The 22,856-nt window shown below is 68.1% G+C and carries 22 protein-coding genes and 1 tRNA gene; 14 read left to right on the plus strand and 9 right to left on the minus strand.

Going from position 1 to position 22,856, the window contains the following annotated elements; all coding sequences use genetic code 11:
* Nucleotides 1-37 precede the first annotated feature (37 nt).
* Entirely contained in the window at nucleotides 38-763 is a 726-nt protein-coding gene (locus tag ABZW96_RS08025; RefSeq protein ID WP_355072498.1) for a DUF899 domain-containing protein, read from the minus strand.
* 92 nt (nucleotides 764-855) lie between these two features.
* Nucleotides 856-1,470: a transcriptional regulator gene (locus ABZW96_RS08030; protein ID WP_355072500.1), complete on the minus strand. Its 615-nt coding sequence runs from the start codon at nucleotides 1,468-1,470 to the stop codon at nucleotides 856-858.
* 66 nt (nucleotides 1,471-1,536) lie between these two features.
* Here ABZW96_RS08030 and ABZW96_RS08035 point away from each other — a divergent pair, with 66 nt between their 5' ends.
* Nucleotides 1,537-2,799, plus strand: a complete 1,263-nt coding sequence (locus ABZW96_RS08035; RefSeq protein WP_355072501.1) for an acyltransferase — start codon at nucleotides 1,537-1,539, stop codon at nucleotides 2,797-2,799.
* 79 nt (nucleotides 2,800-2,878) lie between these two features.
* Here the strand turns inward: ABZW96_RS08035 and ABZW96_RS08040 are convergent, their stop codons facing one another.
* On the minus strand, nucleotides 2,879-4,852 hold the full coding sequence (locus tag ABZW96_RS08040; protein ID WP_355072503.1) for a TPM domain-containing protein: 1,974 nt from the start codon (nucleotides 4,850-4,852) through the stop codon (nucleotides 2,879-2,881).
* A 30-nt stretch (nucleotides 4,853-4,882) separates the two neighbouring features.
* Between ABZW96_RS08040 and ABZW96_RS08045 the strand changes: the two genes are divergently transcribed.
* The 3 genes from ABZW96_RS08045 to ABZW96_RS08055 all read left to right on the plus strand — a co-directional run bounded on the left by ABZW96_RS08045 (nucleotide 4,883) and on the right by ABZW96_RS08055 (nucleotide 7,577).
* Nucleotides 4,883-5,560 (plus strand): MBL fold metallo-hydrolase, encoded by a 678-nt coding sequence (locus ABZW96_RS08045; protein ID WP_355072505.1) that lies wholly within the window; start codon nucleotides 4,883-4,885, stop codon nucleotides 5,558-5,560.
* 70 nt (nucleotides 5,561-5,630) lie between these two features.
* Nucleotides 5,631-6,311 carry a YdcF family protein gene (locus tag ABZW96_RS08050; protein WP_355072969.1) on the plus strand — a complete coding sequence of 227 codons (681 nt, stop codon included), beginning with the start codon at nucleotides 5,631-5,633 and terminating at the stop codon, nucleotides 6,309-6,311.
* Nucleotides 6,312-6,317: 6 nt separating this feature from the next.
* Entirely contained in the window at nucleotides 6,318-7,577 is a 1,260-nt protein-coding gene (locus tag ABZW96_RS08055) for a deoxyguanosinetriphosphate triphosphohydrolase (protein WP_355072507.1), read from the plus strand.
* A gap of 74 nt (nucleotides 7,578-7,651) precedes the next feature.
* Here the strand turns inward: ABZW96_RS08055 and ABZW96_RS08060 are convergent, their stop codons facing one another.
* Nucleotides 7,652-8,224: a hypothetical protein gene (locus ABZW96_RS08060; protein ID WP_355072509.1), complete on the minus strand. Its 573-nt coding sequence runs from the start codon at nucleotides 8,222-8,224 to the stop codon at nucleotides 7,652-7,654.
* Between the two features lie 2,572 nt (nucleotides 8,225-10,796).
* On the opposite strand from ABZW96_RS08060, the gene ABZW96_RS08065 reads away from it, so the two are divergent.
* The 4 genes from ABZW96_RS08065 to dnaG all read left to right on the plus strand — a co-directional run bounded on the left by ABZW96_RS08065 (nucleotide 10,797) and on the right by dnaG (nucleotide 15,363).
* Nucleotides 10,797-10,967, plus strand: a complete 171-nt coding sequence (locus tag ABZW96_RS08065) for a hypothetical protein (RefSeq protein WP_355072511.1) — start codon at nucleotides 10,797-10,799, stop codon at nucleotides 10,965-10,967.
* A 488-nt stretch (nucleotides 10,968-11,455) separates the two neighbouring features.
* Complete coding sequence (locus tag ABZW96_RS08070) at nucleotides 11,456-12,610, plus strand: FIST N-terminal domain-containing protein (RefSeq protein ID WP_355072512.1); 1,155 nt, start codon at nucleotides 11,456-11,458, stop codon at nucleotides 12,608-12,610.
* The gene (locus tag ABZW96_RS08075) at nucleotides 12,607-13,356 is read left to right on the plus strand and encodes a Mut7-C RNAse domain-containing protein (protein WP_355072514.1); all 750 of its coding nucleotides are present in this window, start codon (nucleotides 12,607-12,609) and stop codon (nucleotides 13,354-13,356) included. The genes ABZW96_RS08070 and ABZW96_RS08075 overlap by 4 nt, the downstream gene beginning before the upstream one ends.
* Before the next feature lie 87 nt (nucleotides 13,357-13,443).
* On the plus strand, nucleotides 13,444-15,363 hold the full coding sequence (gene dnaG / locus ABZW96_RS08080) for a DNA primase (protein ID WP_355072516.1): 1,920 nt from the start codon (nucleotides 13,444-13,446) through the stop codon (nucleotides 15,361-15,363).
* 70 nt (nucleotides 15,364-15,433) lie between these two features.
* On the opposite strand, the gene ABZW96_RS08085 is transcribed toward dnaG, so the two are convergent.
* Nucleotides 15,434-15,679, minus strand: a complete 246-nt coding sequence (locus ABZW96_RS08085) for a hypothetical protein (RefSeq protein WP_039796811.1) — start codon at nucleotides 15,677-15,679, stop codon at nucleotides 15,434-15,436.
* A 203-nt stretch (nucleotides 15,680-15,882) separates the two neighbouring features.
* Here ABZW96_RS08085 and ABZW96_RS08090 point away from each other — a divergent pair.
* A tRNA-Asn gene (locus tag ABZW96_RS08090) sits at nucleotides 15,883-15,955 on the plus strand.
* Between the two features lie 364 nt (nucleotides 15,956-16,319).
* A complete protein-coding gene (locus ABZW96_RS08095; protein ID WP_355072518.1) occupies nucleotides 16,320-16,637 on the plus strand; it encodes a DUF222 domain-containing protein in 318 nt (105 codons plus the stop codon).
* 470 nt (nucleotides 16,638-17,107) lie between these two features.
* On the opposite strand, the gene ABZW96_RS08100 is transcribed toward ABZW96_RS08095, so the two are convergent.
* Nucleotides 17,108-17,242, minus strand: a complete 135-nt coding sequence (locus ABZW96_RS08100; protein WP_267906909.1) for a hypothetical protein — start codon at nucleotides 17,240-17,242, stop codon at nucleotides 17,108-17,110.
* 13 nt (nucleotides 17,243-17,255) lie between these two features.
* On the opposite strand from ABZW96_RS08100, the gene ABZW96_RS08105 reads away from it, so the two are divergent.
* Nucleotides 17,256-17,513, plus strand: coding sequence for a hypothetical protein (locus tag ABZW96_RS08105; RefSeq protein WP_355072520.1), 258 nt, complete (start codon nucleotides 17,256-17,258; stop codon nucleotides 17,511-17,513).
* A gap of 174 nt (nucleotides 17,514-17,687) precedes the next feature.
* On the opposite strand, the gene ABZW96_RS08110 is transcribed toward ABZW96_RS08105, so the two are convergent.
* On the minus strand, nucleotides 17,688-18,074 hold the full coding sequence (locus ABZW96_RS08110) for a hypothetical protein (protein WP_355072522.1): 387 nt from the start codon (nucleotides 18,072-18,074) through the stop codon (nucleotides 17,688-17,690).
* Between the two features lie 67 nt (nucleotides 18,075-18,141).
* The gene (gene sigJ, locus ABZW96_RS08115; protein WP_355072524.1) at nucleotides 18,142-19,032 is read right to left on the minus strand and encodes an RNA polymerase sigma factor SigJ; all 891 of its coding nucleotides are present in this window, start codon (nucleotides 19,030-19,032) and stop codon (nucleotides 18,142-18,144) included.
* Between the two features lie 138 nt (nucleotides 19,033-19,170).
* Here sigJ and ABZW96_RS08120 point away from each other — a divergent pair, with 138 nt between their 5' ends.
* The 3 genes from ABZW96_RS08120 (at nucleotide 19,171) to ABZW96_RS08130 (ending at nucleotide 22,140) form a co-directional block, all read left to right on the plus strand.
* Entirely contained in the window at nucleotides 19,171-19,749 is a 579-nt protein-coding gene (locus ABZW96_RS08120) for an NAD(P)H-dependent oxidoreductase (RefSeq protein WP_355072525.1), read from the plus strand.
* A 109-nt stretch (nucleotides 19,750-19,858) separates the two neighbouring features.
* Nucleotides 19,859-20,281 carry a nuclear transport factor 2 family protein gene (locus ABZW96_RS08125; RefSeq protein ID WP_355072527.1) on the plus strand — a complete coding sequence of 141 codons (423 nt, stop codon included), beginning with the start codon at nucleotides 19,859-19,861 and terminating at the stop codon, nucleotides 20,279-20,281.
* Nucleotides 20,282-20,658: 377 nt separating this feature from the next.
* Nucleotides 20,659-22,140 carry an MDR family MFS transporter gene (locus ABZW96_RS08130; protein ID WP_355072529.1) on the plus strand — a complete coding sequence of 494 codons (1,482 nt, stop codon included), beginning with the start codon at nucleotides 20,659-20,661 and terminating at the stop codon, nucleotides 22,138-22,140.
* 100 nt (nucleotides 22,141-22,240) lie between these two features.
* Here ABZW96_RS08130 and ABZW96_RS08135 read toward each other — a convergent pair whose 3' ends face one another.
* On the minus strand, nucleotides 22,241-22,672 hold the full coding sequence (locus ABZW96_RS08135; protein WP_355072531.1) for a hypothetical protein: 432 nt from the start codon (nucleotides 22,670-22,672) through the stop codon (nucleotides 22,241-22,243).
* Nucleotides 22,673-22,856 lie beyond the last annotated feature (184 nt).

A 22,856-nucleotide genomic window follows, 5' to 3' on the forward strand; every position in this document is an offset into this window, starting at 1 on the left:
AGCCTAGGTCCACTCGGCCGGTGGGGCGGAGTGGTCGTCAGTGGCAATGGGATTCCACCTTGCCGTAACTGTCGTGGTGCAGCGCTTCGCCGACGTGCTTCTGCCTGCCCAACGGCGTGAGATCGAGGTACTGGTGGGTGCCGATGAGGATGTCGCCGCCGCGGCCGTAGGACGAGTAGGTGTGGAACACCGCGCCGTCGTCGTCACGCCAGAACACGCTGGTGCCGGGCTGTTCGCCCGCTCCGTGATAGCTGTGGCCGCGTGCCTCCAACTCCGCCTTCGTACGGTAGTTGTATTCCACCGGCGCGCGGGATTCGTCCTGGGTGACATGGAAGTCGTAGTTGAAGTCGCTGTCGAACGACGAATACATCGGGAAGGTCCAGCCCATGCGCTCGCGGTACCGGTCGAGCGTCTCCCACGGACCGCGTGACACGGCCGCGAAGGTGGTGTCCTGCGCGTTCAGGTGGGCCAGGTGGCCGACGTTGTCGAGCAGCATCGCGCAGCTCGGACAGCCCGCGTCCAGATCCCAGCGCCACATCATGTGGTAGACGATGAGCTGGCGGCGCCCGTCGAACAGTTCGGGCAGGGTCGTGCGGCCCGTGGGACCTTCGAAGACGTATTCTTTGTCGATCGCGACCATCGGCAGGGCGCGGCGTTTCGCCGCCAGCTCGTCCATGCGATGGGTGATCGCCTTCTCCTCGGCCAGCAAGCTGATACGCGCGGCCAGCCATTCCTCGCGTGACGCCACAGTGGGGCGGTTCATAAGGGTCTCCTCGATGCCGGGACAGTGCTCTGTACAGGTAGACGGAGCCGCCCAGCAGGAGTCATCGGCGGACCGAGGAATTCGTCCGGGGATCAGGGTCGGAGCGGAACGTCCCAGAACGCCAGCTCGTGCCGGAGCCCTTCGCGGAACAGCTCTTCCGCCCGACCCGGATCAACCCCGGACTCGTCGATCATCTGCGCGCAGCGGCGGGTGAGGGCGGCGAATCCGGGATCGGCGTAGGTGTCCACCCAGCGGCGGTAGCGCGGTTCGGCGGGCGGGTGCTGGGCGAGCCGGGCGCCGAGCGTGGAGTATCCCCACATGCACGGGTAGAGCGCGGCGAGACCCTCGCCGTAGGACGCGGCGGAGTCCAGCAGAAACGCCGTGTACGCGGTGCACGGAGCGCCTTTGACCGCGCCGTCGAGGTCCGCGCCGAACTCGGCGGCCAGCGAGCGGTGCAGCGACAGCTCCTCGTGGTAGGTGGCGTGCGCGAGGTCGACCAGGTCACCGAGATGGGCGGCCGGAGCCTGCCACGCGAGGCGGGCGAACACGCGGACGTAGTCGAGCAGGAACAGGTAGTCCTGCTCCAGCCAGGACCGGAAGACCGGTTCGCGCAGAGTGCCCTCGGCGATACCGAGCACGGTGGGATGGGCGAGTTGTTCCTCCACCGTGGGAAGGCCGATTTGCTCCAGATGCGCCGCGAGACTCATACCGGCAGTCTTCCGCATCCGCCCGGTCGGTTTGCGCCCGTGCCGGTAGTGCCGCACCCTTGCCGTGTGTTGTGGGATGAGGAAGCTCCGATTCGTGTGCTGGCGCCGTCGGAGCAGCGGTTCGTTCGGCATGGCACCTACACGGGCCGGTCGGTGTCGGTACGGGGAGCGCTCGATGTGACGGCGCTGCGGGAGGCATTCGCGACCTTGCGGCGCGCGTATCCGGTGATCGGCTGCAGAATCGTGGAAGACGCTGCGGGACTGGGATATCTGTTCGGCGCTGACGAGAGGGCATGGATCCCGGTTTCCGTGCGTGCGGGCGACCTGGCGGCGATCGGTGTTCCCGCGATGGATCCGGCGGTCCAGCTGGCCTATCTGGACGTCGTGGGCTCGGGCGCGAACGAGTGGCGTGTCACGCTGTTCGCTCACCACAGCGTCGCCGACGCGGGCTCCTGTGTGGAACTGCTGTCCCGACTATGGGATTTCTATACCGGCGTTCTCGAATGTCGGCCGATAAACGTTGCGCCACAAGCGCTCCCGCAGTCTTTGGAGTGGTATGCGGCGGAACGGGGCATCACCGCGGCCGCGAAGTCCGGATTCGAGGAGGTGACCAAGCCGCTTACGCTGGAGGCGAGGAACGTGCCGTCCGATAACGCGAAACCCGCGCCGAGTACGCTCGCCCGTCCTGTACGCGTGCGGCTCAACCGGGCGGCTACCGCGCAGATCGCCGATCTCGCACGCAAGACCGGTGTGACGGTGAACGGTTTGCTCACCGCCGCACTGCTGCGCGCGTACGCTCGTGAGACAGGCGGCGGCACAACAGCTCTGGGCTGCCTGTATCCGGTCGACCTGCGTAACAGGCTGGAGCCGCCGGTCGCCGCCTCGGCGGGTACCAACATGGCCGGGCTGGCTTCCTTCGCGGGCGAGGTGGATCCGGCCGCCAGCCCGGTCGAACTGGCACAGCGCATTTCGAGTCGGCTGACGCGCGACCTGTCCGAAGGCATCGTGCAGCAGTCCGTGCTGCACTTCCCGGATTACTACGGTGCCACCAGGATTCATTCGCTGGCCGGACATATCGCGGTGACCAATACCGGCGTCGTCCCGGTGTTCCGCACACCGGCCACGCTCGAGCTCACCGACTACGAGATCGTCTACGTCTCGGCGCATCCCCGCCCGTCCGCGGGCGCGTCGGCCGCGGTCACCTATCTGGTCTACACGTTCGCGCAGGAGCTGATCGTGGGCGTGCTCGGTGGTGGCGCGCATGCCGACGGCCTGCCCGAGGCGGTGCGGGCGGAGTTGACCGCCCTGTCCGCGGCCGGCGCTCGCTGACCGGTGCGAGGACCGGTTCCCTGCTGAGCCATCGACCGGTCCCGGTCTACGGCCGCACCCGGTGGCAGGATCGAGCCGTTCAGAATCTGCCGCCACGGCCGATGCGCCGGGAACCGGAGGAACCACCGTACGAGCCGGGGCTCCAGCCGCCCCCGGAGTGCCGAGCGCCGCTCGCCGCCCCGCGCAGCAGTCCTTCGAGCAGGATGCCGCCGAGCACCGCCCCGGTCTGGGCGCTGCCGGAGGGCGCCCGGTCCGCCTCCCATGCCCGCACGCTGGCCTGCGCCGCATGGAGCGCGCGCCCGGCCAGATCCGCCGCCGCCTGCGCGCGCCGCAGTGCGTCGGCGGGATCGTTCGCGCTCGATTGCTGCGCCTCGTCGAGGTTGCGCTGTGCTTCCGACAGGCGGGTGCGCGCTTCGGCGTCGATGCCGCCGCGCCGGGTGCTGATGTAATCGGCGGCCGCACCGATCCGGGCGCGAGCGTCCGTGAGCGCTCGATCGAGCCTGCGCCGCAGGTCTTCGGCGGCGAGTTTGCGGTCGGTGGCCCCCGCGACGGCGCGGTCCAGATCCGCGTCGGCGGTGACCGCGTCGTGGAAGGCGCTCAGCGGATCGATGTCGCCCGTGGCCGTCGCCTGCTCCAGAGCGGACCGCGCCGCGGTGCGGGCGTCGGCCAGTTCCGGCCCGCCGTAGTCGGCGAGCTCGGCGGCGGAGGCGAGGTCGCGGCGCAACTCGTCCAGCACACCCGGCAGGCCGTCGCGGGCCTGCTGGATGGCGCTCGACGCGTTGTCGACCGCGTCGAGCAGGGAACGCGCCTGACCGATCGCTGCCTCGGCGGAACGAATGGCGGCGACCGCGCCGCCTTGCTCGCCGACCGGTTCGGTGAGCGCGCCACGTCCCGCGTCGACGTTCTGCTCCGCGAACGTCAGGCGCTCGCGTGCCATCCGCACGTTGTCCTCGATCGGCGCGAGCACACTGGCCGGATGGGTGGCGGCGAGCCGGCTCAGCTCGGTTTCCGAGCCGGGAATCCGGGCGGTCACGTCGACGACATCTCTGGTGAGGGCGTCCAGCCGAGCCGAGGCGTTGAGCAGCAGATCGCGCATCGCGTCGAATTCCGCCACCTGCGCGTCGAGTTCCCGGTCGGCGCGCCCCACCGTGCCGATCAGCTCGACCAGCAGCGAGCGCTGTTCGTCGGCTGTCTCCGGGATCGCGTCGTCCAGGCGCTGCCGGATCGCGAACGCCGCGGCGGCAGCGGTTTTCGCGTTGTCGAGGGCGGTGCGGAAAGGCGTGGTGGCGGTGGCGCCGAACTCGCCGGTGGCGAGCTCGAGTTCCTCGCCGCTGGTGCGAATCGCGTTATCGATCTCCACCAGCGTCTCCCGAGAGCGGGTCTGCAGCGCTTCCAACGGCAGTTCGGACAGCGCCGTCGCGTTCTCCGGATCCAATTGCCGTGCCGCCGCCAGTTCGGCCTCGAACCGTTCACGACGCCGTTTGCGCGCGTACCAGACGAGGCCGCCCGCCACCAGAATCACCAGCAGGCCGATGACGAGCAGGGCACCGACGTTCACCCCGCCGCCGCGCATGGCCGCGTCCAGTCCGGCGGCGGTCGCGACCCCCGCGTCGGCCCAGCGCCCGTCGCGCAGGGCCGGCTCGACGTGGCTGATCAGGATGTCGTCGAGTTCGGAATCGCTGATCTCGCCGGGCACTTCGCCCTCCAGCCAATACGCGCGATCCTCGGTGGCGACCGCGAGCAGCAGGTCCCGTTGGCCGAACCCGGATATCGAGGCGGTGCGCCTGGCCCAGTCCCGCGGCTGCATCCCGTCGAAGCCGCGCACGTACACCACCCACAGCCGCAGCTGCTCGTCGGCGTAGAGCTGGTCCACCGCACCGCGCACCCGATCGCGCTGACCTTGGTCGAGCACACCGGCCGGATCCTCCATATAGGTGTTCATCCGTAGCGGCGCTTCCGCCGCGATCGTCGGAGCGCCCAGCAAGGCGATCGCGGCCAGTAGGACGCTGATCGCGAGCAAGCGGACGAAGCGGATCCGCGACGGCAGTGACATGGCACGAATCTAGCTCGCTAGCATCATTTCGTGATCACCATCGATCGCCCGTACAGCGGCCACGTGTCACCGGATTCGAATCCGCAGCAGCGCGACGTCCCCGGCGCCCGCATCGTCAAGATGTCCGTCGGCGGCATGGACAACAACTGTTACCTGGTGCAGTGCACCGGCACCGGCGCGGCCCTGCTCATCGACGCCGCCAACGAGGCGCCCCGCATCGCGGCCCTCGTCGAGCAGGAGGCGCCCGGGCAGGTCCAGCTGATCGTCACCACCCATCAGCACCGCGACCACTGGCTGGCGCTGCGGGAGACCACCGCGGCCACCGGCGCTCCCACCGCGGCGCACCCGCTCGACGCCGACCCGCTGCCGGTCCGCCCCGATCGGCTGCTCGCCGAGGGCGACACCGTCACCATCGGCGATCTGGTCTTCGAGGTCATCCACCTGCGCGGCCACACACCGGGGTCGATCACCCTCGCACTCACCGACGGGGCGGGACGCACTCACCTGTTCACCGGGGACTCGCTGTTTCCCGGCGGCGTCGGGCGCACCAGCTCCCCGGAGGACTTCGGCTCGCTGTTCACCGACGTCTCGGCCAAGCTCTTCGACCGCTACCCCGACGACACCGTCGTCTACCCCGGCCACGGCGACGACACCACCCTCGGCGCCGAGCGTCCCAGCCTTCCGGCTTGGCGAGACCGCGGCTGGTAACCGCCCTCGACGGTAACCGGTCCGGGGCCTGCGCGGCTTTTGGCAGACTTGGGGAGTGGATTTGCCAACGATGCGCACCCGAGCCGTCCCGGCGCCCGAACCTGCCCGCCCACAGGGCTTCGGCGCCGGGTTGCTGCGCTGGACCCGGCGGCTCGTCGTCGGCTCCGTCGTGATGGGCGCGGTGCTGGTCGGCGGGACCGCCTTCCGCGTGTGGCAGGTCGCGCGCATCGACGACTACACGAAGGCCGACGCGATCGTCGTGCTCGGCGCGGCGCAGTACTCCGGAACGCCGTCCTCGGTGTTCGAGGCGCGACTCGATCAGGCGTACAAGCTGTTCCGGGCGGGTGTCGCTCCGCGCGTCATCACCGTGGGCGGCAAGCAGGAGGGCGATCTGTTCACCGAAGCCGCCTCGGGCAAGAACTATTTGCAGGCGCGCGGCGTGCCCGCCGACAAGATCCTCGCCGTGGAAACCGGATCGGACACCCTGCGCAGCATCGAAGCGGTGGTCACGGCGATGCGGGCGCGGGACATGTCGTCGGCGGTGCTGGTCAGCGATCCCTGGCATTCGCTGCGCACCCGCACCATGGCCCGCGACGAGGGGCTCGCGGCGTGGACCGCCCCCACCAGAACCGGTCCCGCCGTCTACACGCGGGAATCCCAGGCACACGGTATCGCCAGAGAGACCGGCGCCCTGCTGTGGTACCAGCTCACCCACTTCTCGGCGGATTTCACCTACACGGCGGGACAGTGAGGCTCGATGAGCGCCCGGTACACCGATCACGACACCGAACGCCTCGTCGTCGAGGGCGCCAAGACCGCGGGGCTCGGACCGCCGCGCAGTGAGTTCGAGACCGGCCACCGGACCGAATTCGCCCGCGACCGGGCCCGCGTGCTGCACTCCGCGGCGCTGCGCAGACTGGCCGACAAAACGCAGGTCATGGGACCGCGAGAGGCGGACACCCCGCGCACTCGGCTGACCCATTCGCTGGAGGTCGCCCAGATCGGCCGCAGCATCGCCGACGGACTCGGCTGTGATCCGGACCTGGTGGACCTGGCCGGTCTGGCCCATGACATCGGCCATCCGCCCTACGGCCACAACGGCGAGAAAGCACTCGACACCTTCGCCGACGCCTTCGGCGGATTCGAAGGCAACGCGCAGAACCTGCGCATCCTCACTCGCCTCGAACCGAAGGTGCTCGAGGCCGACGGCGCCAGCGCGGGCCTCAACCTCACTCGCGCCGCACTCGACGCCGCCCTCAAATACCCCTGGGGGCGAACCGGTCCCGGCACCAAATTCGGCGCCTACGAGGTCGACACCGAGCGCCTGGAGTGGATCCGCAAGGGTGCGCCGGATCGGCGCCGCAGCCTCGAATGCCAGATCATGGACTGGTCCGACGACGTCGCCTACTCGGTGCACGACGTCGAGGACGGTGTCCTCGCGGGCCGGATCGATCTGCGCGCGCTGGCCGACCCCGCCGAACAGGACGCGCTGGCCGCGCTCGGCCAGTTCCAGCACTCGCTGGCCGCCGACGAGCTGATCGCCGCCGCGCAACGGCTCTCGGAACTGCCCGTGGTCGCGGCCGCGTCCGGATACGACGGCACGTTCACCGCTTCGGTCGCGCTGAAACGCCTCACCAGCGAGCTCGTCGGCCGCTTCGCCACCGCCGCGATCATGGCGACCCAAGAGGTGTCCGGTCCGCAACCGCTGTCCCGGTACAACGCGGATCTGGAAGTGCCGCGCATCGTCGCCGCCGAGGTGGCGCTGCTGAAGACCGTCGCGCTGCGCTATGTGATGTCCGACCCGGCACACCGGCTGCGGCAGGCCGCCCAACGCGAACGCATCCTCGCCGTGGCCGAACGCTTGCTGGCCACCGCTCCCGGCAGACTCGATCCGCTGCTGCTGCCGTTCTGGAACGCCGCCACCGATGACACCGCCCGCGTGCGCGTCGTGGTGGACCAGATCGCTTCCTACACCGAAAGTCGCCTGGAGCGAGTCGCGAGCGAGTTGAAGATTTAGGCGCCTTCGCTGCGGCCGTGCGCTGGGTCGAGGGCGATTGTCCGGCTGCGCCTTTTGGACCCGTATCGGTGGCGTCACGCCGACAGATCGTCGGAGGACTCGGCTCGGGCCATTTTCACCAGCGCGCCGTGCAATTCCTTGGCCGACGCGCTCGCTCGTTCGCCCCGCAGAATCACCTCGGTGAAGCCGTCGATCAAGGCCCGGCCCGGATCCAGCAGGCCGAGACCACCACCGCCGCCACGCAGCGACTCGTTGATCAAAGTTCGCAAAGCTTCTTGCCGAGCCCGGAACCCACCGGCGACATCCAGAGCCCCCGCGAATTCGCGCACCACCGCCGTGTACACCGGCCGCTCGGCAGGCCCGCGGCGACGGAAGATCCGGCGTGTTTCTACCGGAGCCGACCGCGGCGGATACAAGGCGGCGCGGTCCAAGAGCATCCAGATCGCGGCATCGGCCGACTGTTCCGCGGTCGGCTCGCGCTCCGGTCTCGGGCGCGATTCCGCGTCGTCGGTGAGCTCGACGCCCCGCAGCGGCATCGGGTATTTCGTGAGCAGCTCATCGATAGTGGACGCGATCTCACGGACCACCTGGACACCGACATTCGCGGTATCGAACCCGACGACTTCCAATCCATGCCGCGCCGACATCTCCCGCGCGATTCGGAGTGCTTCGGCCGGATCGTGGGTATCGGCCTGCTCGGCGACTGCGGGACGGTGTGCGGTGGCGCTGCGTTCGATGGGTGCGCGACCGGATTTCCGGGCGGATGCGGGGTCGGGTCGTCGGACGGGTACGCCTGCGCCGGCGGTCTGCGGCGATGAGGCCGAATCGCTCCGGCGAACCGAGATGTGGTTCTCCGACCTGCCAACGGTGTCCGTCTGCCGAGTATGTCCGGGTCGGTGCGCGGCACCGCTGTCCTCGATCGGCGTGGGCTGGTCAGGTGCGTCGGTCTGCCGGTCGTCGGCGCGGTCGGGCGGACGGACGAGCGCGGAATCGCCCCGGCTCGTGGGGTCTGCGGTGTGACCGGTGTTGCGACTGGGTCCGAAGTTGTCTGTGCTGCCCGGCTGCTGGGTGGAGCTGCCTGCCTTGTGGGTCCGTGGGTGAGATCCGGTGTGGTGGACCGAGATGGGGTCGGTCGTAGCAGCGCTCGGCGGAGGGGATTGCGGGCCGCCGGGCGAGGTGTCGAGCCAGGAAAAGCGCAGGGCGTCGATCCACGGAAGGCCGGGCGAGCCGGGAGAGTTATCGGTTTGCCGCCGCGATATGGGTTCGTCGGTGGCATCCGCCTGCCGGGTGGGCGCGGAGCCTGCCCGCTGCTCGGCCGCGGAATCGGCTGTGGCGTCGATCGGGGGTAGTGCGGTAGCTGCCGGGGCGGGTGCCGCCTGGTCGGTGCAGTCTGTCGATCGGTGAGGTACCGATTCGTCGGCGCCGATCGTGGGTTGGGGGAGGTTCGCGTTGCGGATCAACCGGCCGGGCGTTGAGGTTGTCTGCTGCTCGGCTGCAAGGTGGTCCGTAGCGTCGTTCTGGGGGTTCGGTTCGGGGTGGGGCGTGGTAGCTGCGGGTGCGGGTGCCGTCTCCTCGGCGGTGTCCGTCGGTGGGTGGGGCTCCGGGGCGTGGGTGCTGATTGCCGGTTGTCGGCCGGAAAGGCGTGCGCTGTCGATCGGCTGGTCGGGCGTTGAGGTTGTCTGCCGCTTGGCGGCGGGGTGCTCTGTGGCGTCGTTCTGGGGGTTCGGTTCGGGGTGGGGCGTGGTAGCTGCGGGTGCGGGTGCCGTCTCCTCGGCGGTGTCCGTCGGTGGGTGGGGCTCCAGGGCGTCGGTGCTGATTGGCGGTTGTTGGCCGGAAAGGCGTGCGCTGTCGATCGGCTGGTCGGGCGTTGAGGTTGTCTGTCGTTTGGCGGCGGGGTGCTCTGTGGCGTCGTTCTGGGGGTTCGGTTCGGGGTGGAGCGTGGTAGCTGCGGGTGCGGGTGCCGTCTCCTCGGCGGTGTCCGTCGGTGGGTAGGGCTCCAGGGCGTGGGTGCTGATTGGCGGTTGTTGGCCGGAGAGGTTTGTGTAGTCGATCGACGGTGCCGGTGCGGCGTCGGGAACCTGGAGGGATGCGGAGTCGGTGGGGCGATCGCTCTGAGGGGAGGACGCGGCGTCGGTCTTCGGAGTGGGCGTGGGTTGGCCGGTTCTTCGGTGACGTGCGAGCTCGCATGCGGTGCCGGACTGATGGGTGGGCTCGATCCGTGCCGGATGGGGTGGGGTGTCGAACTGGAACCGGAGCGGTGAGTCGTCCGCGACACCGGACGCCGGGGTGGTTGCGGTGTCGAGGGTCGTGCCGTCTTGCGGGGTGACCGCAGGAAGATGCGGGTTGTCGGCTTCTTCGACGGGTGCGACACCGCCGGTGGCGTGGAACGGGGCCAGGTGCCCGGGGTCATCGGTGCGTTCAGGGAGCGCAGGTTCTGTCGTTTTCGGGACGGGCTTTGGACGGGATGCGGGGCCCGTCTCCGGAGCGGACGGGGTGTCGTCAGCCGTACCGATACGTCGCGGTGGTGCGATGGCTTCCGGCGAATCCGTTCGGCGGATCGGTTTCGGATGTTGCGTGCCGTTCGTCGCGCGGACGGGTTCGTGGTTGTCCTCGGCATCGGTCCGGCACGCTGAGGTTCGGTGCTCCTCAGCGGTGGTGCTCGTGGAGTCGGTCGGTGCGGAGGCGCCGGTGGAATCGGTTGGCCGGGCCGGTGCAGACCCGCCCCGGGGGCCCGGTGCGAGGGTCTGTTCGTTCTCCGGTCGCGGTATCGAGTCTTCGGCGATCTCGATGTCCAGACGCGGCGGAAGACCGCCGGCTCTGTCGGCCCGCGGAGCGGCTACCTCGTGGCGCGGGTCCCCGATCTGCGGGATGTCCTCGGTGCGGTGCGCTCTTTCGACCGATGGGCTGGATGCGGCGAAGGTCGGCTGATTCGGTGGGCGGCCGTCAGGGGACCGGCGGCCGGATGCGGTATCGATCCGAGGACGGGGTGTGGCGTGCTCGCCCCGGTCCGTCCGCCGGATCGACGCCGGAGCAACGGTGACTGCGGGTGCAGGGCCCTCGGCGACAACCGAGCGCCGGACGGATACCGGCTCGTCGAGGGCGTCGGTCCGGTGACTTGCCGGTTCGAATTGCGGGTGATGCCCTGCGGCCGGTCGGCGTACGGGTGCGGACAACTCTGCCGAGACGCCGATCTCGCGGCCCGCGGATACGCGAACCGGTGTGCCCGGCACCGCCGGGTATGGCCGGACCACCCGCTTGGACCAGGGCGTCTCCTGGGTCTTCCGAGACCATGGCGTCGGCATCGCCTTCGGCGCGGGCTCGGCCGATGACTCCGGCGGAAGCACCCGGCTCTCCGGTGCGGGCGCCAGGACAGGCAATGCTTCGGCATGATCGAGCCGGTCGCCGTCGACGAGCCCTTCCGCGGAGGCGATGGCCGCCTTCAGTTCGCCGACCGTCCGGGAAGCGTCGGCAATGAGCCGCTCCAAGGTGGATACCATCGCGCGCAGCTCGCCCGTGTCGATCCGCGACGGCTGACTCACAATGTCTCCCGCCTGTCCTCATCAGGTCTTGCCGCGGTGCGCCCGGCCCGCGCCGACACTCTGGTCCCGGGTGACCGAAAACAGACTGTGGTCGCGGCTATTGTCGCTCAAATCCGCCGGACCTCCCCGGGCTGGGAAGATCGAGTATGCGTCGCTGCCGCCGAACAGCTATCGATTCGCAACCTGTTCATCGCCCTTGTCGCTTCGCTCGTGGAGCTGAGGAATCTCCGGCCCGCCCCGCGCATCGGGCCACTTGGCGGTACCGGCTCGGCAATGCCGATGAAAAGCACTGCGCGACAGGTGAATTCACTGAAGCCACAGGTTGGCTACCATGGAAGGGTGCGGATCGGAGTAGGGCTCTCCACCGCGCCCGAAGCGCGGCGAGCGGGCATGGAGGCCGCAGCGCGCGCCCGCGACCAGATCGCGGGCGAAGCGCCGTCGCTCGCTGTGCTGCTCGCGTCCCGCGTGCACACCGACGACGCCGTCGAGGTGCTCTCCGGCGTCCACCGGACGGTCCGGGTGCCCGCCCTGATCGGATGCGTGGCGCAGGCGGTGGTGGCGGGTCGCCGTGAAATCGAGGACGAACCCGCGGTGGCGGTGTGGCTGGCCTCCGGACTGCCCGCAGCCGAAACCTTCCAATTGGACTTCCTTCGCACGGCCAGCGGCGGGCTCCTCGCCGGCTATCGCTTCGACAAGGCCGCACGCGACTTCCACCTGCTGCTGCCCGACCCTTACTCCTTTCCGGCCGATCTGCTGCTGGAGTACGTGAACACGGATCTGCCCGGCACCGTCGTGATGGGCGGGTTGGTCAGCGGCGGCCACGGCCCGGAAGGCAGCCGCCTGTTCCGCGACCACGCCGTGGTGACCTCGGGCGCGGTCGGCGTGCGTCTTCCCGGACTGCACAACGTGCCGATCGTGTCCCAGGGCTGCCGTCCGATCGGCAACCCCTACACGGTCACCGGCGCGGACGGCACGGTGATCACCGGACTCGGCGGTCTGTCCCCGATCGAGCGGTTGCGTCAGATCGTCGCCGTGCTGCCACCCGACCAGCAGGAAGAGCTCGCGCGCGGCCTGCAGATCGGGTTCGTCGTCGACGAGCACCTGGCCGAGCCCGGGCAGGGCGACTTCCTGATCCGCGGTCTGCTCGGCGCCGATCCGTCCAGCGGCGCGATCGAGGTGGGGGAGGTCGTGGAAGTCGGCACCACCGTCCAATTCCAGGTCCGCGACGCGATCGGAGCCGACCACGACCTGCGGAACGCGCTGGCGCGTGCGCGCACCGACCTTTCCGTCCGTCCGGCCGGTGCGTTGCTGTTCACGTGCAACGGACGCGGCCGCCGGATGTTCGGTGTTGCGGACCACGACGCCACGACCATCGAGGACTTGCTCGACGGCATCCCGCTCGCGGGTTTCTTCGCCGCCGGTGAGATCGGGCCCATCGCGGGCCGCAACGCGCTGCACGGATTCACCGCATCGATGGCGCTGTTCGTCGAATGAGCGTCGATCTCCGGGTCTACGCCGAGCTGAACGATTTCCTGCGGTCCGGCGAGCGATACACCGTGCTGCGTCGGCCGTGCCGCCCGCACCAGACCGTCAAGGACGTCATCGAGGCAGCGGGCATTCCGCACACCGAAGTGGACCTGGTCCTCGTCGACGGAGAACCGGTCGACTTCGATCATCACCCGCGCCTCGGCGAGCGGATCACCGCGTATCCCGTGTTCGAGACACTCGACATCGGCCGGGTGACGCTGGTCCGCCCGCATCCGCTGCGTGAGCCGCGCTTCCTCGCCGACGTGAATCTGGGCGGTCTCGCCAAGCTGATGCGGCTGCTGGGTCTCGACGTGCACTGCCGGTGGGAGGCCGAGGACGCCGAACTCGCCGAGGCGTCCGCGGCCGAGCACCGGATCCTGCTCACCCGTGACCGAGGCCTGTTGAAGCGCCGCAACGTCACACACGGCGTCTACATCTGGTCGGACCAGCCGATCGAGCAGGTCGTGGAGGTGATCCGGCGGCTCGACCTCGTCGCGTGCCTGGATCCGTTCACCCGCTGCCTGCGCTGCGGCGGCGTCGTCGTCGAGGTCGACAAAGCCGAGGTCGAGGGTCGCCTCGAACCGCTCACCCGCCGCTACTACGACATTTTCCGGCAGTGCCGCGATTGCGGCCGGATCTACTGGCAGGGTTCCCACCAGTCACGTCTGGCCGAAACGGTCGCGGCGATCCGCGCGGAACTGGATCGCTCGTGATTCCCCGCTCGAGGGCGCCTTCGCCCGGAACTCGCGGTGCCGAGCCGCCCGGGCGCGTCGGCCCCGGCTTCGCCTAGACTCTCTGCCGTGGCCGGACGACTTCCTGATCGCGATATCGCGGCAATACGCGAGCGCGTCCGGATCGAAGACGTGGTGGGCGAGTACGTCGCGCTCAAGCGCGCCGGAGCGGACTCCATGAAGGGCCTGTGCCCGTTCCACGACGAGAAGTCGCCGTCGTTCCATGTGCGACCCAATCACGGCCTGTTCCATTGCTTCGGCTGCGGCGAGGGCGGCGACGTGTTCGCCTTCCTGCAGAAGATCGAGCACGTCGGGTTCGTCGAGTCGGTCGAGCAGTTGGCCGACCGGATCGGCTACCAGATCAACTACGAGGGCGGCGGCACCTCGGTGCAGCGCGATCGCGGCACCCGGTCCCGGCTCGTCGCGGCGAACGCGGCCGCGCACGAGTTCTACGTCGCCCAGCTGCGCGAGCCGGAAGCCGAGACCGCGCGCAAATATCTCACCGATCGCAACTTCGACGCCGCGGCCGCGCACCACTTCGGCTGCGGCTACGCCCCGGCGGGGTGGGACACGCTCACCAAACACCTGCTTCGCAAGGGGTTCGACTTCAAGGAGCTGGAGGCGGCCGGGCTGTCCCGGCAGGGTCAGCGCGGCCCGATCGACCGTTTCCACCGACGGCTGCTGTGGCCGATCCGCAACCTGTCCGGTGATGTCATCGGCTTCGGCGCCCGCAAGCTCTTCGACGACGACACCATGCCCGGTAAGTACATCAACACCCCGGAAACGTTGCTGTACAAGAAATCCCAGGTGCTCTTCGGCCTGGATCACGCCAAGCGCGAGATCGCCAAGGGGCACCAGGCGGTCGTGGTCGAGGGCTACACCGACGTCATGGCGATGCACCTGGCCGGGATAAAGACCGCCGTGGCCTCGTGCGGCACCGCATTCGGCGACGACCACCTCGCCCTGTTGCGCCGCCTGATGATGGACGACAATTTCTGGCGCGGCGAGATCATCTACACCTTCGACGGCGATGCCGCGGGCCAGGCGGCGGCCCTGAAAGCCTTCTCTGGTGATCAGAAGCTGGCCGGTCAGACCTACATCGCGATCGCGCCGGACGGGCAGGACCCGTGCGAACTGCGGCAGCACTCCGGTGACGCCGCCGTGCGCGATCTGGTCGCCCGCCGAACCCCGCTGTACGAGTTCGTGATTCGCGGTCTACTGGCCGACCACAACCTGGACACCGCGGAGGGCCAGGTGGAGGCGCTGCGCCGGTCGGTGCCGGTGGTCGCGCAGATCAAGGACAACGCCCTGCGCAAGGCCTACGCCACCAAACTGGCCGGGTGGGTCGGCTGGGACGACATCCAGACCGTGGTGCGCCGCGTCGGCGAGGAAGCCAAGCGGAACCGCAACGGCGGCGGGCAGGCGGGCGCGGGGCGTGCGCCCGCGCCGCGCCAGGTGGTCGCGGAACATCCTGCGGCACGGCCGAATCCGAACGATCCCACCCTGCTGCCGCAACGTCAGGTACTCGCCGCCGCACTCCAGTACCCGGCGATGGCCGGAGCGGGTTTCGACGCGCTCGAGGCCGAAGCCTTCACCCACCCCGCCTACTCGGTCCTTCGCGGCCTGATCGCCGAGGCGGGCGGCACGGCCGCCGGGCTCGGCGGCGCCGAATGGGTCAACGCCGTCGCCGACCGCACCGAGGATCTGACCGTGCGCGCCCTGCTGTCGGAGCTCGCCAACGAGCCGCTGCCGGTGAAATCGGAGTCCGACATCCCGCGCTTCGTCGCCGGTGTCCTTGCGCGCACCCAGGAGGCCTGGGTAGGCAGGCAGATCGCCGAACTCAAGTCCAAGCTCCAGCGGGTCTCCTCGACCGAACAGCCGGAGGCCTACTTCGCCCTCTTCGGCGACCTCGTCGCTCTCGAGCAGTACCGCAAGAGCCTGCTCACCCAGGCGATGGGCAACCACGGGGACTTCGCCACCGGGGCCTAGGGTCGATCAGATCCGTGATTCCTCGCACACAGTCCGACTGGTGCGAGGATCGGTCACAGCATGTGCGGGGTCAGCGGCGCAGCTGGTCGTGCGGTACCAGGACGGTGGTCCGCTCATCGATCGGCTCCATCGGTTCGAGGCGGGGGCGGGTGCTGAGCTTGTCCGCCAGTTTCTGCCTGCCGACGAGCACGAGCTTGCGGGTCACCGGGCTCTCGGTCAGCGCGCGGGTAGCGGCGCTGATCTGTTCGTAGCGAGCCCGCCCGGCCTTACTGCCGAGTACGTAGCCGGCCGCCACGCCGATGATCAACCGCAGCATCTCGATGTGCTCCTCCCAGTTGCCAGTTCGCCGCCCCCATCCTGCCCGACGCCCCACACGCCTGTCGATCCGGACACTCGGTAGCGACACCCCCGCTCTCAGTGACAACTCAGCAGGTAGCGCCGCGATTTGGGCCTCCGCCCAGCGATACGCTAGAGTTTCTCCTCGGCCCGCCCGATACCAACCGGACGAGCCAAGGGCAATCCCCTATAGCTCAATTGGCAGAGCAGCCGACTGTTAATCGGCAGGTTTCTGGTTCGAGTCCAGATGGGGGAGCAAGAATAGGCCTCTGACCAGGAAATATGGTCAGGGGCTTCATTCGTTTGGTCCACTGATCGGACCTCACCGAGAAAACGCCAAGATTCGCCACCGAACGTTTCGTCGACCGGTCGTGTCGAAACCTGACCGAGTCGTCCAACGGCGTCACCATGATGATTCCGAACAGTGAGCCTCGGTGTGAGATCGATGCTGTCTACGCCGAGTGTGATGGGCCGAGGTTCCGGTACGAAAATCAACGCTCATGCCGAATCCGTGCGAATGCGCCGCGCCGCCAGGCCGCCAATAGCGCACCGACAGTGACGCCAGGCTCGGCGTATCGAATTGTCGAACATATGTTCGACACTGAGGTAGGCTGGTTCGGGTGAACAAACATTCGATCGCGGCGGCGCCGGATGCTCCAGCATCGGGATGGCCGGAACTGGCCGATGTCGATTTGCTGCGCACCCTCGTCGAAACCGAACGCCGTCGGAGGCGACTGGATGCTGCCATGCGCGCAGCCGTCGCCGAAGCCGAACGTCGTGGCCTCGCCGCAGACACCGGCTATCGGGACACCGTGGAGCTATTGACTGATCTGCTGCGGATCAGTGCCCACGAAGCGCGCCAGCGAATCGAATACGCGGCTCCGCAGGCCCGCTCGCGTTCCAGAAAGGTATGGAGGGTGCTGGCGGCAGCAAGCTGAGGCCGAGCCCGCTGCCTCGACCTCTGTTCGGAGGGCCGCGAGGATCGACTGCCCGTTCACCGTGTAAGCGCCAGCACGGGCCGCGTCCACTGTGGCTCGTTTCGAAACGGCGCAACGTTGGCCAGCAGTTGATCTCGCGAACGCGCGCACATGCCGATGATCGTGTGCGTCGAACTCTGTGGTGCTGATCAGACCATACCTTGGGAGGGGCTCGGCCATCTCCGCGCGTTGAGCAGGTTTCCCCGTCACGGGTGGGGAAGCAAAACTCCCTGCTGTGTAGCAAATTTGGACATTCGACCGATAGGGGACTCGGGTGCGGCGAGCGCGCTTATGTCGAGTTGGAGGTCAACGATGTCTCATTGGCGGAGAAGTCCGCGCACGGTTCGACAGTCGGTCCTGCTGGCCGCAGTCGCCGGGACGGTGGTGCTTGCTCCGGCCGCGCTGGTCTTACCGGCATTCGCAACCCCTGATCAACCCCCGGCTACTACCGCACCTGTCACCATCGCGCCCGTGACGACGGTGCCGCCCGTGACGACCGCGCCGCCGGTCACCACCGTGCCGCCGGTGACGACCACGCCGCCGGTCACCAGTGTTCCTCCGGTCACGACCGAACCGCCCGTGACGACTCCGTCATTTCCGAAAACTGTTGAGCCGGAAGATCCCTACGGCCCGGACGGCTTCGATGTCTGGGGGTACGACCGGTGGGGTTACGATCGCTGGGGTTACGACAGGTGGGGTTACGACCGGCAAGGCTACAACGAACGGGGCTACACCTCGCAGGGCTGCGCCCGTTTCGGCGAGGACCGGCCGGACGCCGACCGGCTGGCCTGCGAACTGCGCAGGGCGCGACCTTCCACCGGCAGCGCGGGCAGCTGAAACCCATACCGCTGCGGTTCAACACCTCGCCCATCGACTCGTAGCGCAGACGACCGCGCCGCGGGTCGATGCGCGGTTAACCGATACCATCCCGGCATCGTGATAGACCCGCCCATGCTGTGTGGCGGCACGCACTGTGGCCAGCGGCAAGTGTGGGACAACGCTCCAGTCGTGTCAGTTGCCGGAATATCGATCCAACACCGCGATGATTCTCTCGAAATCGCGTACCGAGCGGTGGCAGAACTCCGGATCCGTCCGCACTAAGAGGTCCCCGGCTTGGGCTTCGGTTGCCAGTCCGTGGAGTTCTTTCTCGACTATCAATCGTGAAGGTGTGAGCACCCAGTTTCGTCGGGTGGTGTCGAACAGCCAGTCGATCTCTCGATTGTCGGCGAGGGTGGCCTCGTGCAGTAGTTCGGCAACGCGAGCGGGCTGAGGTTCGGGAAAACGCCAGACGACAAGTGGCGGAGAGGGAGTCCCGCCATCGCCGATGCCGCCTGCGTGGCGATACCACTCCAGGTCTCCGTACCGCTTCAACCGAGTGATGAAGTCTACAGGATTCATGACCCTCGAAGTCTAGATAGGACGGTGACCAGGGCGAACGTGTGAGTTCGTTCCTGGTTTCGTCCGTTCAGTCCGCTGCCCAGAGGCTGAGTTTCTCCGGATTCCGGATCGCCCAGATGCGGGTGATCCGGTTGTCGGCGATGTCGAAGGCGTAGACCGACACGATGGTGTCGGCGAGCTGCGCCACCAGGCCGGGTTGGCCGTTCACCGTGCGCTCCAGCAACCTCACCTCGGGAGATCGGGCGGCGATTTCGATCCAAGCGCGGGCGATCCGCTCGCCGCCGTTGATCGGGTGCAGGAAGGCCGGGGCCAGGCCGCCGCTGTCGGCGGTCGCGGTCGCGTTCGGATCGAGCAGCCCGATCAGAGTTTCGATGTCCTGTGTCTCCCAGGCACGTTTGAAGTCCCTGATCACCTCGGCGTGCCGGGTTCCCGACGGCCCCTGCGCGGTGCGGATGCGGCGGCGGGCGGAAGAGGCGAGCTGGCGGCAAGCCGCAGGGGTGCGTCCGACGATCTCGGCGACCTCGGCGAAGGAGTAGCGGAAGACATCGTGCAGGACGAACGCGACCCGTTCGGCCGGTGTCATGGAATCGAGGACGACGAGGAACGCCATACTGATCGACTCGTCGAGGGTTACCCGGTCGGCGGGATCAGCAGGGGAGGGACCACCGAGCCATTCGGAACGGTCGGGCAACGGCTCGGGAATCCATTCGCCTACATAACGTTCCCGTCTGGCACGCGCCGAGCCGAGGAGGTCGAGGCAGATGCGGCTGGCGACCGTCGTCAACCAGGCGCCGGGCGCCGCCACCTCCTGCCGCTGCCGCTCGGGCAACGCGTACCAGCGCAGGTAGGTCTCCTGCACCACATCCTCGGCTTCGGCCAACGAGCCGAGCAGCCGGTAGGCGAGATTGATCAGTTGACGGCGTTCACTGATCACCGAGCGCAGGTGCGGGTCGGTCATGGGTATCGGCTCCTTCGGTCGACGCGGGCCCTTACCGAATCGACGAGACAGCGACCCGATTTGTGAGACAGCCTGACATTCCGGACGGCTGTGTCGTCGGAAGGTCGTGACACTTTCAGCGAAGCAGGAGTTCCGGAAATGACCAGAATCGGCATCATTCTCGGCAGTACCCGACCCAACCGTAACGGCTCGCAGGTCGCCCAGTGGGTCCTGGACGTGGCATCGCAGCGCGGCAACGCCGAGTTCGAACTGATCGATCTGCGTGACCACCCGCTGCCGCATCTGGACGAAGCGGTGCCGCCGATGTTCGGCCCGTCCGTCAACACGCATACCCGCGCTTGGGCGGAGCGCATCGCACCGTTCGACGGTTTCGTGGTGGTGACCCCGGAGTACAACGGCGGCGTCCCGGGAGTGCTGAAGAACGCCTTGGACCACTTGTTCGCGGAGTGGACCGACAAGGCGGTCGGATTCGTCTCCTACGGCGTGAACGGCGGCGCCCGCGCGGTGGTGCAGTTGCGGACGGTCTGCAGCACGCTGGGCATGGCCGACGTGGGCTATCAGGTCGCGATCTCGGTGCTCACCGATTTCGAGAACCACACCACCTTCGTACCGGGCGAGCACCATGCCGCCGCCCTGGGCAAAACGCTGGATCAGGTCGTCGCGTGGAGCGTCGCCCTCGCACCTTTGCGCGCCGCTGCCGCGGCCGCCGTCGGGTGATCCCGCAGAAGAGACCGCCTCGCGGCCGGAAATTCATCGAATGGAGGATGCAATGACTGCCAACGATCACGGAGTTGGTCCGGTGGTATCGGCGCCCGCGCAACGCGCAGTGGACGAAGCCGAGATCAGGCGGCGGATCGACAAGTTGGCCGAAGGAATCGGGGCCAAGGATCTCGAGGGCGTGACGCAGCTCTACGCAACGGACGTCGTGTCCTTCGACGTCGAGCCTCCGCTGCAGCATGTCGGTATCGCGGCGAAAGCGAAGAACTGGGCGAATGCGTTCACGTTCTTCCGGGATGTGACCTATGAGGTTCGCGACCTGGTCCTCACCGTGGGCGACGATGTGGCATTCGGACACGCCTTCGGTCGGCTCAGTGGCACGCTGCAGAACGGGGTGCCGACGAACGGTATGTGGGTCCGGGTCACTCTCTGCTTCCGGAAGATCGACGGCGATTGGCTGATCACGCACGACCAGGCTTCTGTGCCGTTCGATATTTCGACCGGCAAAGGAGTGGCCGACATCGAGCCCTAGCTGCTGCCTGCCGCAGTAGCCGGGCAATGCCGCAGCCCCGGCGCGAGCGTCGCGTTCGGGGCTGCGGCGAGCAGGTTTTCACTCGGACGTCCGCGTCGAGACGGTCCGCGAGCGCCGATCGCCTAGAGTGACCAGGCTCACGATTGGAATTCGCGTAGGGCTGTAGAGGGTCCTGACCAGCGGTTTCCAGTAGGGGTGCTGGGTGTATCGGCAAGAAAACCGGGTGATTTGTGTCGGTGCCGGGCGGAATACTGACCCGCGCCCGATGAGTTCGAGCAGTCGACACCGTCTCTACAGCTGTGGCGCCGGGACGCGATCCGGTGACTCGGCGAAGGGCCACATGTTCTGTCAACGACCCATGCCTCCGGAGGTATCCGATGTCCGCCGCACCATCCGTTCCAGCCTCGGGAGGGCGGACACCGACCGTCATTCGGGTGCTGGTACTCGCTACCTTCGTGGTGATCCTGAACGAGACCATCATGATCAACGCGATTCCGCGCCTGATGGCGGATCTGGCGATCACCGACCGGGCGGCGCAGTGGGTGTCGACGGCGTTCATGCTGACGATGGCGGCGGTCATCCCGACCACCGGCTGGTTTCTGCAGCGCGTGTCGACCCGGCAGGCGTATGCCGCGGCGATGGGCGTCTTCCTGGCCGGTACCGCGTTGTCGGCGGTCGCGCCGTCGTTCGCGGTGCTGCTACTCGGCCGGATCGTGCAGGCCTTCGGCACCGCTGTGATGATGCCGCTGCTGATGACCACTCTGATGACGGTGGTGGCCGAGCACGACCGCGGCAGGGTGATGGGCAATGTCACCCTGGCGATTTCGGTTGCGCCCGCGATGGGGCCGGTGATCTCCGGTGGTGTTCTGCAAATCGCTTCGTGGCGTTGGCTTTTCGTGCTTGTGCTGCCGATCGCGGGTGTGATCACTTGGCTGGGGCTGCGGCAGCTGGAGAACGTCGGTGAACCGCAAGCCGGGCAGATCGATGTGGCCAGCGTGGCGCTGGCGGCGCTCGGGTTCGGCGGACTGGTGTTCGGGCTCAGCCGGTTCGAAAGCGACGACTTCGCGGGCCCGCTCGGCATCGTCGCCGTGGGCTCGGCGCTGATCGCCCTGTTCGTGTGGCGGCAGTTGCGCTTGCAGCGCACCGGTATCCCGCTGCTCGACCTGCGCGTGCTGCTGTCGGCCACCTACACCAAGGCGCTGATCCTGATGTCGGTGGCGTTCATGGCCATGCTCGGGTCGATGATTCTGCTGCCGCTGTACCTGCAGAACCTGCGTGGCCTCAGCCCGTTGGCCACCGGCTTGCTGGTGATGCCGGGCGGATTGGCGATGGGTCTGCTCGGGCCGACCGTCGGCCGCCTGTTCGACCGGTTCGGCGGTCGCTTGCTGGTGATCCCGGGGTCGATCGGAATCGCCATAGCGCTGGCAGGCTTCACCCAGATCTCGATGACCATGCCGTACTGGCAGCTGCTGGCCCTGCACATCCTGCTGATGGTGTCGCTGGCGGCGGCGTTCACCCCGGTGTTCACCCTGGGTCTCGGTGCGCTGCCGCAGCATCTGTACTCGCACGGCAGCTCCATGCTCGGCACCTTGCAGCAGGTCGCCGCGGCGTTCGGCACCGCTCTCGTGGTGACGGTGATGTCGGCGCGCGCCACGTCGCTCGCCGCCGAGGGAAGCGACCTCGTCGCCGCGCATCTCGACGGCATGCGCCTGGCCTTCCTCGTCTCGGCGGCGTTGGCGCTGATCGTGATCGTCATGGCGGTGCTGCTGCCGAACCGGGCCGCCGCGCACGAAGAGGCAGCCCCGGCGGAGTCCGTCGAGGGATCGGAGACCACGGCTCCCGAACTGACCAAGCGCTGAACCGCTTCGATACGGAAGCCCCTGGACGCATCCAGCGCCAGGGGCTTCGTCGTACGCTCCTACATCGGCACTGGTGGCGGGAATGTCCGGACGACGCCGCTCACCCGCCGACGACTGCGACTACCCGGTAGCCGATGATCAGCGCGGTCAAGACCACGGGAATCGCGGCCACGCTCGGAGTGACGATCGCACGCGCGAAATCGCGTGCGGGCCGGTCGGAATCGGGAATCATGTCGAACGGGAGCGGCCCGGATGCCAGCGGCTCACGTAGTTGCCGCGCGGCGGATGCGAACAGTTCCCGGTAACGGCGTTCCAGGCTCAGGTAGTAACCGTCGAGACCCCAGAAGATCCAGGCCGGTGCCAGCGCCAGCAATATCAGGCCCGATCCTTGCCGGGCCTGTGTGGTGAGAAGCGCGAATATCACGGAGACGAGGGTCACCGACCATCCGCGCACCGTGAACGACTGCTGGCTCAATCGCGCGATGATCGACTGCAACATCTCGAGGTGCTTGATGCGATGATCCGTATCCATCCTGTCCCCAATTCCCGGCTGGCATAGGCTGATTCGGCGTGTCTCGGCGCCGAATCGCCAGAGTACGGCACGGCGGTGGCGCAGCCGCCCGCCCAGCGGTTGGATTCGCTGACGGCGCGGAGTCGCGGGGGTACACTCGCAGCGACAAGGGGTGTGGTGTTCGGTCGGCCCTGGATCATAGGGG

Origin of the sequence: Nocardia sp. NPDC004168, from assembly GCF_040610355.1 — a bacterium.
Taxonomy (GTDB): domain Bacteria; phylum Actinomycetota; class Actinomycetes; order Mycobacteriales; family Mycobacteriaceae; genus Nocardia; species Nocardia sichangensis.

Excerpts from the sequence above, each read along its gene's own strand:
- ABZW96_RS08110 (WP_355072522.1), bottom strand. The coding sequence starts at position 18,074 with ATGAATCCTGTAGACTTCATCACTCGGTTGAAGCGGTACGGAGACCTG.
- ABZW96_RS08030 (WP_355072500.1), bottom strand. The coding sequence starts at position 1,470 with ATGAGTCTCGCGGCGCATCTGGAGCAAATCGGCCTTCCCACGGTGGAG.
- ABZW96_RS08135 (WP_355072531.1), bottom strand. The coding sequence starts at position 22,672 with ATGGATACGGATCATCGCATCAAGCACCTCGAGATGTTGCAGTCGATC.
- ABZW96_RS08040 (WP_355072503.1), bottom strand. The coding sequence starts at position 4,852 with ATGTCACTGCCGTCGCGGATCCGCTTCGTCCGCTTGCTCGCGATCAGC.
- ABZW96_RS08055 (WP_355072507.1), top strand. The coding sequence starts at position 6,318 with ATGAGCGCCCGGTACACCGATCACGACACCGAACGCCTCGTCGTCGAG.
- ABZW96_RS08025 (WP_355072498.1), bottom strand. The coding sequence starts at position 763 with ATGAACCGCCCCACTGTGGCGTCACGCGAGGAATGGCTGGCCGCGCGT.
- ABZW96_RS08060 (WP_355072509.1), bottom strand. The coding sequence starts at position 8,224 with ATGTCGGCGCGGCATGGATTGGAAGTCGTCGGGTTCGATACCGCGAAT.
- ABZW96_RS08050 (WP_355072969.1), top strand. The coding sequence starts at position 5,631 with ATGCGCACCCGAGCCGTCCCGGCGCCCGAACCTGCCCGCCCACAGGGC.
- sigJ (WP_355072524.1), bottom strand. The coding sequence starts at position 19,032 with ATGACCGACCCGCACCTGCGCTCGGTGATCAGTGAACGCCGTCAACTG.
- ABZW96_RS08130 (WP_355072529.1), top strand. The coding sequence starts at position 20,659 with ATGTCCGCCGCACCATCCGTTCCAGCCTCGGGAGGGCGGACACCGACC.
- ABZW96_RS08085 (WP_039796811.1), bottom strand. The coding sequence starts at position 15,679 with ATGCTGCGGTTGATCATCGGCGTGGCGGCCGGCTACGTACTCGGCAGT.
- ABZW96_RS08075 (WP_355072514.1), top strand. The coding sequence starts at position 12,607 with ATGAGCGTCGATCTCCGGGTCTACGCCGAGCTGAACGATTTCCTGCGG.
- ABZW96_RS08120 (WP_355072525.1), top strand. The coding sequence starts at position 19,171 with ATGACCAGAATCGGCATCATTCTCGGCAGTACCCGACCCAACCGTAAC.